Raw genomic sequence first — 13,726 nt, 5'->3', positions numbered from 1 at the left:
CTGTTCCGCTTCCTTACGGTCGCGGCTCTGTCGTCTTAGTATTCCGCCGTACCGCGGCTTGTCCGCGGTATCCAGAGATCTCTAGATTCCTGGATACCGCGGACAAGCCGCGGTACGGCGGAATAGTGCATAAATTACTGTTCCAAAATCATTTTGATACGCGTATAAGCACTGCGAAACCCTGCTTTTTGCACATTCAAATCGAAGACAAAATCCGGCTCTGTCGTCATAGTACTCCGCCGTACCGCGGCTTGTCCGCGGTATCCAGAGATCTCTCCTCGAACTTAGATTCCTGGATACCGCGGACAAGCCGCGGTACGGCGGAATAGTGCATAAATTACTGTTCCAAAGTCATTTTGATACGCGTGTAAGCACTGCGAAATCCCGCTTTTTGTACATTCAAATCAGAAACAGAGCCTGGCTCTGTCGTCACGGTAGCGATTTCCATATTATTTTGACTGGCAAAATTCAGGCGCGCTGCAATCAGTTTTTTTTGTAATCCTTTCCCCCTGTACAGAGGCAAAGTACTGGTCACTCCCAAATCACAGACAGAACCATGCATGGCGATAGTTGCGCCCGCGACTATCTGTCCGTTGTCATAAACAGCAAATGCAGAACTCCCCCGCGCATTGATGTAATGAAAAAATTGTTCCTGAGCTTCAGGGTAGCCAAAGCCCTTGGCGATTCGTTTTGACCACTCTGTAAATTCATCTGGAGAGATTTTTTGAATAGTGAACTGCTCTTCATCCAGTTCAATCCATTGCCATTTCGTCACATCCAAAGCTGAAATGTTATTTAATTCACTGATTTTATAACCGCGTTGACTTAAAAAAGCCCCCAATTGCTGACCTGTATAAGGGCATAATTCAATATCGACGCGCTTGTGGTTTAGGGAGTGATAAAAATGTTCTATACGCTCAATTTCTGCTTTCATTTCTTTTGCTTTAGTTGCAAAGCCCCAGCCTACAACCTGCGACAAAAAGGAATCAAAGCCTGAAAAGCAGGCAGCGCCCCCATTGATTTCCAATAAGGTTCCATGGGAGTACTGTCTGGTGACTTCAATATGGGTCTGTTTGATACAGGCTTCCATTCGCGCTGCCAATGCTTTGGTAATCAGCATTAATTACTTCCACCGCTACTCATCAAACCTGTTGCCAGTTGATGAACCAATCCCGGTCCCTTGTAAATCAAACCACTGTACACCTGTACCAATGAAGCACCCGCATTAATCTTTTCCTGGGCACTGGCACAATCATCAATACCCCCTACGCCGATCAAAGTCACCTCATCGCCGATGTATTGTTTTAATAACCGTAAACAACGAGTCGATTGTCCCAGCAAGGGTTTGCCACTTAAACCGCCCTGCTCTTCTCCATGAGGCAAATGACTGACCAAATCCCGTGAGCAGGTAGTATTGGTAGCAATAATTCCTTCTATGCCATGAGCAAGAATCGCTTCTGTCATTTGCTTCAGCTGTTCATCAGTTTCATCTGGAGACACTTTTACTACTAAAGGAACATGGCGTTGAAACTGGTCTTGCAGTGTTTTCTGTTCCTGCTGCAGCTTTGACAGCAAATCTGCGAAATAATCGCCCTGCTGCAATTTGCGCAAATCAGGAGTATTAGGGGATGAAATATTGATAGTAACGTAAGAAGCATGTTGATATACCTTACGTAAACAATAAAGGTAGTCTTCTGCTGCATTATCCAGAGCGGTATCTTTATTTTTGCCAATGTTAATACCGAGGATCCCTTTGTAGGCCGAATTGCGCACATTATTGACTAAGGCATCGACCCCATGGTTATTAAACCCCATCCTGTTAATAATGGCCTCAGCTTTTGGCAGACGAAATAATCGGGGCTGAGGATTTCCCACTTGAGACCTAGGCGTGACGGTGCCTAACTCGATGAAGGAAAAACCCATTTTGGCCAGACCATCAAGGTACTCACCGTTTTTATCCAGCCCTGCGGCAAGGCCAACAGCATGAGGAAAGGTTAAGCCCATAGCTTTAATTTCTTTAGTTACCGGCTTTTTAAAACACAACTGAGGAACATAATTCAACAGGGATAAACTCAAATGATGGGCCTGTTCTGCTTCAAGTCCGAAAAGTAAAGGGCGCACTAATGAATACATAAATACCCCTAAACAACACACTGTTGCGCCCAGACTCTCAGCATTGCATTACCGGTTTTATGGAGATGAAAGTCAACTTCCCTTACTTCAACACCATAATTGTCCTGTTGCAAACCAAGTAGTACCGGACCTAAAAATTCCGAGGTATTTCCTTCCCTGTCAATTAAAGGAAAAATACGCACTTCTTTGGCAACCCTGGCCAATTCACGAATGACTGTCAAATGGAATTCTACTGTCTGATCATCCAAATCGGCGAACAAATAATGGGAACTTAAGGCAAAATCAAAAGTAAAATCAGCAAAAGGTAAATGATAATCAGTGATACCAAGATATCGTTCTTCTTTTTTACCCTGTTCGTAATCGGCAAAAAACTGCTTCATACCTTCCTGGCGCTCAGCGATCAGGTGCTTAAGACTGCCGCTGCGGCTGAAATCAAAACGCGCCTGTTCACTCGTCACCTCGTCAACCATACCAGAAAAAATCATCACCGCTTTGGATGATAACGTGTCTTTGTCCAGTACGAATAAAGGATCACAACTGACTACCTGATGTTTACGGCTGGCTTGCTGGGCATTAACTGCGCTAGGACCGCAGCCATATTCTAAAATTCGGGAATTCATCTCATCTGGAGACAAATCAAACATTTCCCGATATTCATCGGCATTATGTCCCCACAGTACTAATTTACGCATGAGCAACTCTCCTATGTATAAAAAACCGGAAACAGATCGCGAAAAACAAATTCCGGATAAAACCTATACGCTCGGCTTAAGGTTAGGTTATTTTTTAAACGAGGTAAAGTATCAATAAAAAAATAGCTTGCCAAGATGTGTGTCAGTGAATAGACAAGGTTAACGTGTTTGGGTATAGTCTTTGGAATTTTGTAAAAAACAGGACGTCATCCATGCACAGCAGCTTACACTATCAACTGGGTGAAACTTATGACATGCTCAGAGACAGCGTCAGTCATTTTGCCCGTACCGAAATCGCTCCATTAGCCGCACAAATTGATGAAAGTAATACCTTCCCCAACCATTTATGGCAAAAACTTGGGGATATGGGATTGCTGGGCATTACCGTCAGTGAAGAATATGGCGGAGCCAATATGGGTTATCTCGCCCATGCCATAGCAATGGAAGAAATTTCCAGAGCCTCGGCTTCTGTGGGCCTGAGTTATGGCGCCCATTCCAATTTATGCGTCAACCAAATCTATTTAAACGGAAACAGTACGCAAAAACAAAAATATTTGCCTAAACTGATTAGCGGGGAATTCATTGGCGCTTTGGCCATGAGTGAACCTAACTCAGGCTCTGATGTTGTCAGTATGCAACTTCATGCACGCGCCTCTGGTGATACATTTATCCTCAACGGTACAAAAATGTGGATCACCAATGGCCCTGATGCTGATGTACTGGTAGTTTATGCCAAAACCGATAAACAGGCAGGCAGTAAAGGCATCACTGCTTTTCTGATTGAAAAAGGAATGCCCGGATTCAAGACAGCGCAAAAACTGGATAAACTGGGAATGCGCGGTTCCAATACCTGTGAATTAGTCTTTGAAGAATGTGTAGTTCCGGCAGAAAACGTACTGGGCGAAATGAACAAGGGCGTCAAAGTATTAATGAGCGGCCTTGATTATGAGCGCACTATTCTGGCAGCAGGTCCAGTGGGAATAATGCAATCCTGCATGGATGTAGTGCTCCCTTACGTGCATGAACGCAAGCAGTTCAACCAGCCTATAGGTGAATTTCAATTCATCCAGGGCAAACTGGCTGACATGTATACTGAGTTAAGTGCCTGCAGGGCGTACCTGTACTCAGTCGCCAAAGCCTGTGACCTGGGCATGGTAAGCCGTAAAGATGCAGCAGGAGTCATTTTATATGCTGCTGAAAAAGCGACACAAATGGCACTGCAAACAATACAAATTCTGGGGGGTAATGGCTACATCAATGAATTCCCTGCCGGACGTTTATTAAGAGATGCAAAGTTGTATGAAATTGGGGCCGGCACTTCTGAAATCAGAAGAATGCTGATAGGACGTGAACTTTTTAACGAAACAGCATAAGGAACTAAAGACATGGAACATAATGATGTAGTTATTGTTGCAGCAAAACGTACACCTATGGGTGGAATGCTGGGCAGTCTGTCCGCATTGTCAGCTCCCGAATTAGGCGCAATAGCTCATACAGCAGCCCTGGCTCAATCAGGCATCGCTGCAGCAGAAATAGATGAAGTCATTACCGGTTGTGTGTTGCAGGCAGGTATTGGACAAGCACCCGGAAGACAAGCGGCTATTAAAGCAGGAATTCCCAACTCTGCTGGTGCAACAACAATTAATAAAATGTGCGGATCAGGTATGAAAGCAGCAATGCTCGCTCACGACCTGATTCTTGCCGGCTCTGCCAATGTAATACTGGCCAGTGGTATGGAAAGCATGAGTAATGCACCCTACCTGCTCACCAAGGCACGCTCAGGTTACCGATTAGGCCACGGAGAATTAAAAGATCATATGTTCCTTGATGGCCTTGAAGATGCCTATGACAGAGGACAACTCATGGGATGTTTTGCTGAAGCAACTGCCAAACATTTCCAGTTCAGCCGTGAACAACAAGATGAATACGCCATTCAATCAATGACCAAAGCATTGAAAGCTATTGAAAGCGATGCCTTTAAGGATGAAATTGTTCCGGTTACTTTAAGCACTCGCAAAGGGGATGTCACTGTAGATACTGATGAAGGCCCTGATGCAGGTAAATTGAGCAAAATAGCGCAATTAAAACCTGCTTTCCAGGCTGATGGTACAGTAACTGCTGCAAACTCCAGCTCTATTTCCGATGGCGCAGCCAGTCTGATTTTAATGAGTGCTGCCAATGCCGAGAAGCGTGGAGTTACGCCTTTAGCACGTATTGTTGCACATGCAAGCCATGCACAGGCGCCACAATGGTTTACCACAGCACCAGTTGATGCAATTCGTAAAGTAATGAATAAAGCATCATGGAACCAGGGTGATGTTGATCTTTATGAAATTAACGAAGCCTTTGCCGTAGTTGCTATGGCTGCCATTCATCAGCTTGAACTGAATCCTGAACAAGTCAATATTTTTGGCGGTGCCTGTGCACTGGGCCATCCTATTGGTGCCTCAGGTGCACGTATTCTGGTTACTTTAATGAATGCATTAAAGCATCAGGGCAAAAAGCGCGGTATTGCGTCTTTATGCATAGGTGGCGGTGAAGCTACAGCGATGGCTATAGAACTATTATAATTGCTATGAAATGTAGCCCGGTTGCTTGCAACCGGGATCCCACGTTCTTTTCCCGGTTGCAAGCAACCGGGCTACCACAAAACCATGCACCTTATCCCATACACGATGGCAGATCGATGCAAATTAATATAAAATAAGAAAAGCTCACCTGTCCCCTCCCGGGACGCAGACATTAAGTTAAGCGATACTCCGCCGTCCCGCGGCTTGTCCGCGGGATCCAGGGATCTAAGCTCAGAGTGAGATCTCTGGATCCCGCGGACAAGCCGCGGGACGGCGGAATTAACTTAATGGCAGCCCCTTGGGAGTAAAGGCAGGAATAGGAAATACAAAGAAAAATAATAATAAAGGATATACATGTTACGACAAATTCTCATTTATCTGCTGCTTAGTATACTTGTAGTAGTTTTCTCGAAATACGCCCATTTGCTCATTGTTTATATCGATATGTTTTTTACTTACGTCAGTGTCAAAATGACTCCTATATTCAGCCCTACAGGTTGGGGACTGGTGATTAGAAAAGTATTGGTACTTATGATCATCCCAATAATCATTACGGCAATTCCTGCATTAATTTACAGAGCCATTAAAGGCCGTGAAATGCCCCATTTTATCGCTACTACCTGGGTAATATGGACTGTTATTGTTTTAAGCGACATTTTGATTCGATAAGGATGCACAGTCATGACCCGATTAAGCAGCCAAATCAATACTGCCAGCCAGGAATTTAAAGACAACCAGGCAGCAATGCAGACACTGGTGGATGAACTCCAGACTCGAGTAAACCAAATCGCACTCGGCGGCGATGAAAAAGCACGCGCCCGACATTTGCAACATGGCAAATTACTCCCTCGCGAGCGTTTGCAACAATTACTCGACCCAGGCAGCCCATTTCTGGAACTCTCACAACTGGCTGCATGGAACGTATATGATGATGTACTCCCTGCTGCAGGAATAATAGCCGGTATAGGACGAGTTGCCGGTACTGAATGCGTCATTGTGGTCAATGACGCTACTGTAAAAGGCGGCACTTACTATCCATTAACGGTTAAAAAGCACATCAGAGCACAGGAAATTGCCCTGGCAAACCATTTGCCCTGTATTTATCTGGTTGATTCTGGCGGTGCATTTTTACCTTTGCAAGACGAAGTATTCCCCGACAAGGATCATTTCGGGCGTATTTTCTATAATCAGGCGCAAATGTCAGCTCAGAACATACCGCAAATAGCAGTAGTCATGGGCTCCTGCACGGCTGGAGGTGCTTATGTTCCGGCTATGGCTGATGAATCCATTATGGTAAAAAATCAGGCCACTATTTTTCTAGGCGGCCCTCCTCTGGTTAAAGCAGCTACCGGAGAAGTCATTTCAGCTGAAGAACTGGGTGGGGCAGAAGTTCATTGCCGTCATTCTGGTGTTTCGGATCACTATGCAGACAGTGATGCCCATGCCTTGCATCTGGCACGAACAGCAGTCAGCAATCTCAACCGCAAAAAAATTGAAACCATCAAACGCATTGAGACTGTTGAGCCTCTTTATGATGTTCAGGAACTGAATGGAATAGTACCCGTTGATCCCAGAAAGCCCTTCGATATTCGTGAAATCATTGCTCGCCTTGTTGATGGCTCAGAATTCGATGAATTCAAAGCATTGTTTGGCACCACATTAGTCTGCGGCTTTGCTCATTTATATGGTTATCCCGTTGGCATCATTGCCAATAATGGTATTTTATTCAGTGAAAGTGCTTTAAAAGCCAGCCATTTTATTGAACTCTGCTGTCAGCGTAAAATTCCCTTGATATTCCTGCAGAACATCACCGGCTTTATGGTGGGTTCCAAGTATGAGGCCTCTGGAATTGCCAAGCATGGGGCTAAAATGGTCACTGCAGTAGCCAATGCCAATGTCCCCAAATTTACCGTCATTGTTGGCGGCAGTTTTGGTGCAGGAAATTATGCCATGTGTGGACGCGCCTACAATGCGCGCTTCATCTGGACCTGGCCTAACTCCCGTATTTCAGTTATGGGAGGAGAACAGGCTGCGAATGTATTGGCCCAGGTGAACAGAGAAAAATACAGCAAACAGGGAATAGAATGGTCCGAGCAAGAAGAAACCCTGTTTAAAGAACAAATGCGTTCTCAATACGAAACTCAGGGTAATCCTTACTATGCCAGCGCCCGCTTGTGGGATGATGGAGTAATAGCACCTCAGGACACACGCAGAATTCTGGGGCTGGGATTATCTGCTGCATTAAACGCACCTATTGAAGCAACACGTTTCGGCGTGTTCCGCATGTAACAAGAGGCCAAAGCGATGAGTGATTTATTAAGTGAAATTCAGGACAAAGTATGCTTTCTTACCATCAACAGAGTAAGTAAAAACAATGCGTTTGACAATCATCTCCTGACTGAAATGGACAACCAGCTGCAATCAGCTATTGAAAATCCCCAAGTACGGGTCATTGTCCTGAAAGCTAATGGCAAGCATTTTTGTGCCGGTGCAGATTTGGCCTGGATGCAACGCATGGCTGATTTTAGTGAAGAAGAAAATCTTAAAGACACCATGGTGCTGGGCAATCTGATGTTTCATTTACACCAAAGCCCAAAACCTACTATTGCCATGATACATGGCGCAGCCTTTGGTGGTGGCGCAGGTCTTGCTGCAGCATGTGACATTGCCATAGCAACCAGCTCAGCCCGCTTTTGTTTTTCGGAGGCAAAACTAGGCTTGATCCCGGCCGTGATAAGCCCCTATGTAGTTAAGGCCATAGGCGAACGAATCGCTCAGATGCTGTTTATGAGTGGTGAAGTATTTGATGCTCCGCGAGCCATGTCTATGAATCTGGTGCAACATTGTGTGCCTGAAGACAGCCTGCTGGATTTTACAATCAATTATGCCCAACAAATCGCGAATAATGCGCCCGAAGCTGTAATACAGTCTAAAGCGCTCGCTCGTTATGTTGCAGATAAGACAATTAATGAAGAACTGGTGTATCACACTGCGTCACTTATAGCACATAAGAGAATCTCTGCTGAAGGACAAAAAGGCCTTAAGGCATTTTTAAATAAAGAAACTCCTAACTGGAACTAGAGGCTTGCATGTTTAATAAAATTCTTATTGCCAACCGCGGCGAAATTGCCTGCAGAATCATTAAAACAGCACGTTCCATGGGCATACACTCAGTCGCTATTTATTCTTCTGTGGATAAAGACAGCCTGCACGTGCAACTGGCTGACAGCGCTTTTTATGTAGGAGAGGCGGCTGCTAAAGACAGTTATTTGAATATTGACCATATTATTAAGGCTGCCCGGGAAAGTGGTGCTCAAGCCATTCATCCAGGATATGGCTTTTTATCTGAAAACCCCAAATTTGCCAAAGCCTGTGAAGAGGCAGGTATTGTGTTCATAGGTCCCTCTATCGAAGCAATGGATGCTATGGCTTCAAAACAATTAGCCAAGCAAATGCTGGAAAAAACCAAGGTCCCATTGACTCCGGGATATCACGGCAGCGATCAGTCCGAAGCAAGGCTGCTTGATGAGGCAAAAAAAATAGGTTTTCCCGTTTTAATAAAAGCCGCGAATGGGGGTGGCGGAAAAGGAATGCGCGCTGTTCACAACGAGTCTGAGTTTAGTGATGCGTTAGCAGGTGCCAAAAGAGAATCCATAGCCAGCTTTGCTGATGACACGATGATCATAGAAAAACTGGTACTCAACCCACGCCATGTTGAATTACAAATTATGGCAGACAATCATGGCAACGTAGTTCATCTCTTTGAAAGGGATTGCTCTATTCAACGCCGGCATCAGAAAATAATTGAAGAAGCACCGGCACCTGATTTATCTCCTGAGATACGACAACGCCTGGCTGAAGCGGCTTGTGAAGTAGCTCGCTCCATTAATTACAGGGGGGCAGGTACTGTTGAATTTTTAGTAGATGGAGCCGAGCATTTCTATTTCATGGAAATGAATACCCGCTTACAGGTAGAGCATCCGGTCACTGAAATGATTACAGGACTTGATCTGGTCGCATGGCAATTAAAAATTGCAGCTAACGAGCCACTTCCTTTGTCACAGGAGGAAATTCAAGCCTGGGGGCATGCGATAGAATGCCGTATTTATGCCGAAGACCCGCGCAATGGCTTTATTCCATCCATTGGCCACTTGAACTTTCTGCAAGAACCTAGTGGTGACGGACTTCGTATTGATACCGGAGTGACCCTCTCTTCACAAATCACTATGTATTATGACCCAATGATAGCGAAACTCATTGCCTGGGGTGAAAACAGAGAAGAAGCATTACAGCGTCTGGAGCAGGCTCTGTCGCATTACTTTATTGGCGGAGTAAAAACCAATATTCCGTTTTTACAGGCTATTTGCAAACATCCTGAATTCAGGCAAGCCCATCTTAGTACGGATTTTTTGACTAAAGAACACATTCAACTGGAAAGTCCGGATAAAACCGCGGCTCTCATTATGGCTGCAAGCTTTGATTATCTGGCTGTGGTCAACAGCATTACAGATCCCTTATTACAAGAAACTTTTGCCTGGCAAATGCATGTGCCAACTCATTGGATATGGCGCTATCTGCATGAGGAGCAAACCATTGAACTCAAGATAACGCCTGTAAATAAAAATCAGTTTAAACTGCAGTTAGCCTCATCCCCTGATTCTTTACACGGTAACGAGCAGTTACTAAAATTAAATAAAGAACAGCTTATCAGTGCCCATCTGACGAATGGAACGCTAAGGCTTACATCAGAAGAATACAATTGCCGCGCCTGGGTAGATGACAAAGAACAAGAGCTTGTTTTATTCACTGAACAGGGTTCAGTAAGCATAGAACGATTTAGCTGGAATAAACAAAATTCGCAAGCAGCTTCTCATAAAGGCCAATTAACCGCCCCTATGCCCGCGACAGTAGTCGCTGTTCTGAAAAACATAGGAGAACAGGTTAAGGCAGGTGAACGCCTGATCGTACTGGAAGCGATGAAAATGGAACACACCATACATGCACCAATGGATGGCGTGTTGTCGGATATTTTTTATTCCGTAGGGTCACAGGTAAGTGAAGGTGCAGAATTGCTTTCACTCAGCGAAACTGATTCTTAAATGAGATAATTATGGACTATCCAAAACATGTGACACTAATAGAAGTAGGCCCCCGCGATGGTCTGCAAAATGAGTCATCTTTTGTGTCCACTGAAGCTAAAATTGAATTAATTAATTTGCTCAGCCAATCCGGATTGAAGCATATAGAAGCAACCAGTTTTGTTTCTGCTAAAGCGATACCACAACTGGCAGATAACGAACAGGTATTTAATTCCATTGTGAAAACCCCTTCAGTATCTTATTCAGCCCTGGTGCCTAATGAACGGGGAATGATAAAGGCACTGGAAGTTGGGGTTAAAGAAATTGCCGTATTTACCGCCGCCAGCGAACAATTCAATCAGCGCAATATTAATTGTACCATTGACGAAAGTATAGAGCGCTTCAAGCCAGTAATGGCTCTTGCCAAAGATAATGGCATTAAAGTAAGAGGCTATATTTCCTGTGTTTTAGGTTGTCCTTATCAGGGTGAAATCAAGCCCCAACTGGTTGCTGATGTCATTCAAAAACTGCTGGATCTTGGCGTGGATGAAATTTCCCTGGGAGATACTATTGGTGTAGGCACCCCCAGACAAACCCGTTTACTGTTGGACAAAGCTTTGGGCTTATTATCACTCAATCAGTTAGCCATGCACTTTCACGACACTTATGGACAAGCCATAGCCAATATTTATGCCTCACTGGACTACGGCGTACATCGCTTTGACAGCTCGGTTGCAGGCCTGGGCGGCTGCCCTTATGCGCGCGGAGCCAGTGGTAATGTGGCTACAGAAGACGTGCTTTATCTGATGCACGGCTTAGGTATTGAGACCGGAGTTGATATTTTCAAAATTGTTGCGGCCGGTGACATGATTTGTAAAGTCTTAGGTAAAAAGAACCAATCAAAAGTTGCCAATGCATTATTGGCAAATCCCTGTACTTAAAGAGAATGATTCATGAATGACATAGTGTGGACACCAAAACAGCCCAAACAAACCAGAATGTGGCAATTTATGATTTTTGCCGCAGAAAAGAATGGCCAGGATTTTAAACACTATGAAGATTTGCATACCTGGTCCGTCAGGCATCCCGAATCATTCTGGCAAAGCTTATGTGATTTTTTCGGTTTAACTTTTGATACACCTCCACAGCAAATTCTCAATGATTATGATGATATGTTAAACGCTCGCTGGTTTAATGGTGCCCGCTTCAATTTCGCTCAAAAATTATTAAATCGCCGTGATGCTCATCCTGCTTTAGTCAGTATCGCTGAAGACAATAACAAATCGGTTCTAAGCTATGCGCAGTTATACAACGAAGTAGCACAATGTGCTGCTGGACTTAAGGCAATTGGTATAACCGTTGGTGACCGGGTTGCTGCTTTAATGCCCAATACGCCATTGACCATTATTGCCATGCTGGCAACTGCATCCTTGGGAGCAACCTGGTCCTCCTGCTCCCCTGATTTTGGTGCACAGGCAGCAATAGACAGGTTGGGACAGGTTGAACCTAAAGTATTGTTCATCTGTGATGGCCATCAGTATCAAGGCAAAAAACACAGCGGTGCTGAAAAAATTGCTCAATTAAGTACGGCCATTCCGTCATTGGAACAAGTAGTCATTTGCCCCAATATCAATGTACAGATAGACACATCACGTTTAAAGAACGCCCTGTATTGGAATGACTTTATAAAAGAAGCCAGTGATTGTGATTTTGTGTCCCTTCCCTTTGATCATCCTTTATATATTTTATTTTCTTCAGGTACTACGGGTAAACCTAAATGTATTATTCATGGCGCAGGCGGCACGCTCATCCAACACCTGAAGGAATTAGGATTACATACTGATTTGAGCGCTGAAGACAATTTATGTTTTTACACCACCTGCGGCTGGATGATGTGGAACTGGACCGTTTCAGCTTTAGCTCTTGGAGCTACCTTGACTTTATATGAAGGCTCCCCTACCTATCCTGAGTCTGACCGATTATTCAGATTGATTGACGAAGAAAAAGTGACTGTATTTGGAACAAGTGCCAAATTTATTTCTTCTATTGAAAAAGCTGGCGTAACACCGAAAGAACAATTTAATTGTTCACATCTGCGCTGCATTCTGTCAACCGGATCGCCTTTGCTGCCGAAAAATTATGACTTTGTGTACGAACAAATCAAAAAAGACATACAACTCAGTTCTATTTCAGGAGGTACTGATATTATATCCTGTTTTGCCCTGGGGAATCCGATTCTGCCTGTTTATAGGGGTGAATTACAATGCATTGGTTTGGGAATGGACGTTGATGTATTTAATGAAGAAGGCGTTTCCGTTCGGCAAGAGCGTGGTGAACTGGTATGTACCAGCCCCTTTCCTTCCATGCCAGTAGGTTTTTGGAATGATAAAGAGCGAACCGCGTATACTCATGCTTATTTTGAACGCTTTTCCGGGATCTGGGCCCATGGCGATTTTGCTGAAATAACAGCCCATCATGGTTTGGTTATTTACGGCCGTTCTGATGCCGTATTAAATCCTGGTGGAGTACGCATAGGCACTGCGGAAATATACAGGCAGGTTGAAAAAGTTGATGCCGTAATTGATAGCATAGTAATAGGTCAGGATTGGCAAGACGATGTGCGCATTGTATTGTTCGTTAAATTGCGTGAAGGAAAAGTACTCGATGAAGCATTAATTAACACCATAAAACATACCATTCGCCAGAACGCCTCCCCAAGACATGTGCCAGCCAAAATTCTGCAGGTAAATGACATTCCAAGAACAATCAGCGGCAAAATTGTCGAAATTGCCGTACGGCAAGTAGTGCATGGGCAGACAGTAAACAATTTACAATCACTAGCCAACCCTTCCGCATTGGATTATTTTAAAAACAGGGAAGAGTTAAGAAGTTAATTTTCCATATGTAGCACCATGCCGCTTTCGGGAGATCCTTCGCGCCAAAAGACGCGCTCAGGACGACGTGCTTTCGGGAATGGCACAGTCCCGTAGCCCGGCCTGCTTGCAGCCGGGATCGAAGTAGCACCATCCCGGCTGCAAGCAGACCGGGCTACGGACCGTGCCAAGATTCAGTTTTACACTCCCTGCCACCGGCACAATCTCTCGGAAACCCCTTGACCCAAGCCTGTCTTTTAGGGCGTTGTGCGCAGGGATGCGCACATCGACCGCATGGATGCAGGTTTCCCTAAAAGACAGGCTTGGGTCAAGGGGTTTCTTGCTCCGGACTATATGCTCATGGCCACTTCGATCCCGGT

11 protein-coding genes are annotated in these 13,726 nt (G+C 44.7%); 8 read left to right on the top strand and 3 right to left on the bottom strand.

Features of this window, described 5'->3' with window-relative positions; all coding sequences use genetic code 11:
- Positions 1–337 precede the first annotated feature (337 nt).
- Genes B094_RS0100990 through B094_RS0100980 form a run of 3 tightly spaced genes read right to left on the bottom strand, consistent with a single transcriptional unit; the run spans position 338 to position 2,825 of the window.
- A complete protein-coding gene (locus B094_RS0100990) occupies positions 338–1,120 on the bottom strand; it encodes a GNAT family N-acetyltransferase (protein ID WP_018575920.1) in 783 nt (260 codons plus the stop codon).
- Positions 1,120–2,133, bottom strand: coding sequence for a quinone-dependent dihydroorotate dehydrogenase (locus tag B094_RS0100985; protein ID WP_018575919.1), 1,014 nt, complete (start codon positions 2,131–2,133; stop codon positions 1,120–1,122). The genes B094_RS0100990 and B094_RS0100985 overlap by 1 nt, the downstream gene beginning before the upstream one ends.
- A gap of 8 nt (positions 2,134–2,141) precedes the next feature.
- Positions 2,142–2,825 carry a class I SAM-dependent methyltransferase gene (locus tag B094_RS0100980; RefSeq protein WP_018575918.1) on the bottom strand — a complete coding sequence of 228 codons (684 nt, stop codon included), beginning with the start codon at positions 2,823–2,825 and terminating at the stop codon, positions 2,142–2,144.
- A 212-nt stretch (positions 2,826–3,037) separates the two neighbouring features.
- Here B094_RS0100980 and B094_RS0100970 point away from each other — a divergent pair, with 212 nt between their 5' ends.
- The 8 genes from B094_RS0100970 (at position 3,038) to B094_RS0100935 (ending at position 13,367) form a co-directional block, all read left to right on the top strand.
- Positions 3,038–4,198, top strand: coding sequence for an isovaleryl-CoA dehydrogenase (locus B094_RS0100970; RefSeq protein WP_018575916.1), 1,161 nt, complete (start codon positions 3,038–3,040; stop codon positions 4,196–4,198).
- Between the two features lie 12 nt (positions 4,199–4,210).
- Positions 4,211–5,395: a thiolase family protein gene (locus B094_RS0100965; RefSeq protein ID WP_018575915.1), complete on the top strand. Its 1,185-nt coding sequence runs from the start codon at positions 4,211–4,213 to the stop codon at positions 5,393–5,395.
- 354 nt (positions 5,396–5,749) lie between these two features.
- On the top strand, positions 5,750–6,064 hold the full coding sequence (locus B094_RS0100960) for a hypothetical protein (protein WP_018575914.1): 315 nt from the start codon (positions 5,750–5,752) through the stop codon (positions 6,062–6,064).
- Between the two features lie 12 nt (positions 6,065–6,076).
- On the top strand, positions 6,077–7,684 hold the full coding sequence (locus tag B094_RS0100955; RefSeq protein ID WP_018575913.1) for a carboxyl transferase domain-containing protein: 1,608 nt from the start codon (positions 6,077–6,079) through the stop codon (positions 7,682–7,684).
- 15 nt (positions 7,685–7,699) lie between these two features.
- Entirely contained in the window at positions 7,700–8,476 is a 777-nt protein-coding gene (locus B094_RS0100950; RefSeq protein WP_018575912.1) for an enoyl-CoA hydratase-related protein, read from the top strand.
- An 8-nt stretch (positions 8,477–8,484) separates the two neighbouring features.
- Entirely contained in the window at positions 8,485–10,494 is a 2,010-nt protein-coding gene (locus B094_RS0100945) for an acetyl-CoA carboxylase biotin carboxylase subunit (protein WP_018575911.1), read from the top strand.
- A gap of 11 nt (positions 10,495–10,505) precedes the next feature.
- Positions 10,506–11,414 (top strand): hydroxymethylglutaryl-CoA lyase, encoded by a 909-nt coding sequence (locus B094_RS0100940; protein ID WP_018575910.1) that lies wholly within the window; start codon positions 10,506–10,508, stop codon positions 11,412–11,414.
- A gap of 12 nt (positions 11,415–11,426) precedes the next feature.
- Positions 11,427–13,367 carry an acetoacetate--CoA ligase gene (locus B094_RS0100935; RefSeq protein WP_018575909.1) on the top strand — a complete coding sequence of 647 codons (1,941 nt, stop codon included), beginning with the start codon at positions 11,427–11,429 and terminating at the stop codon, positions 13,365–13,367.
- Positions 13,368–13,726 lie beyond the last annotated feature (359 nt).

Source organism: Legionella shakespearei DSM 23087 (assembly GCF_000373765.1).
In the GTDB taxonomy this organism is placed as follows: domain Bacteria; phylum Pseudomonadota; class Gammaproteobacteria; order Legionellales; family Legionellaceae; genus Legionella; species Legionella shakespearei.
The sequence above is the reverse complement of the archived record's forward strand: the minus strand, read 5'-3'. Positions and strand labels throughout refer to the sequence as shown.

Excerpts from the sequence above, each read along its gene's own strand:
- B094_RS0100990 (WP_018575920.1), bottom strand. The coding sequence starts at position 1,120 with ATGCTGATTACCAAAGCATTGGCAGCGCGAATGGAAGCCTGTATCAAA.
- B094_RS0100985 (WP_018575919.1), bottom strand. The coding sequence starts at position 2,133 with ATGTATTCATTAGTGCGCCCTTTACTTTTCGGACTTGAAGCAGAACAG.
- B094_RS0100980 (WP_018575918.1), bottom strand. The coding sequence starts at position 2,825 with ATGCGTAAATTAGTACTGTGGGGACATAATGCCGATGAATATCGGGAA.
- B094_RS0100970 (WP_018575916.1), top strand. The coding sequence starts at position 3,038 with ATGCACAGCAGCTTACACTATCAACTGGGTGAAACTTATGACATGCTC.
- B094_RS0100965 (WP_018575915.1), top strand. The coding sequence starts at position 4,211 with ATGGAACATAATGATGTAGTTATTGTTGCAGCAAAACGTACACCTATG.
- B094_RS0100960 (WP_018575914.1), top strand. The coding sequence starts at position 5,750 with ATGTTACGACAAATTCTCATTTATCTGCTGCTTAGTATACTTGTAGTA.
- B094_RS0100955 (WP_018575913.1), top strand. The coding sequence starts at position 6,077 with ATGACCCGATTAAGCAGCCAAATCAATACTGCCAGCCAGGAATTTAAA.
- B094_RS0100950 (WP_018575912.1), top strand. The coding sequence starts at position 7,700 with ATGAGTGATTTATTAAGTGAAATTCAGGACAAAGTATGCTTTCTTACC.
- B094_RS0100945 (WP_018575911.1), top strand. The coding sequence starts at position 8,485 with ATGTTTAATAAAATTCTTATTGCCAACCGCGGCGAAATTGCCTGCAGA.
- B094_RS0100940 (WP_018575910.1), top strand. The coding sequence starts at position 10,506 with ATGGACTATCCAAAACATGTGACACTAATAGAAGTAGGCCCCCGCGAT.
- B094_RS0100935 (WP_018575909.1), top strand. The coding sequence starts at position 11,427 with ATGAATGACATAGTGTGGACACCAAAACAGCCCAAACAAACCAGAATG.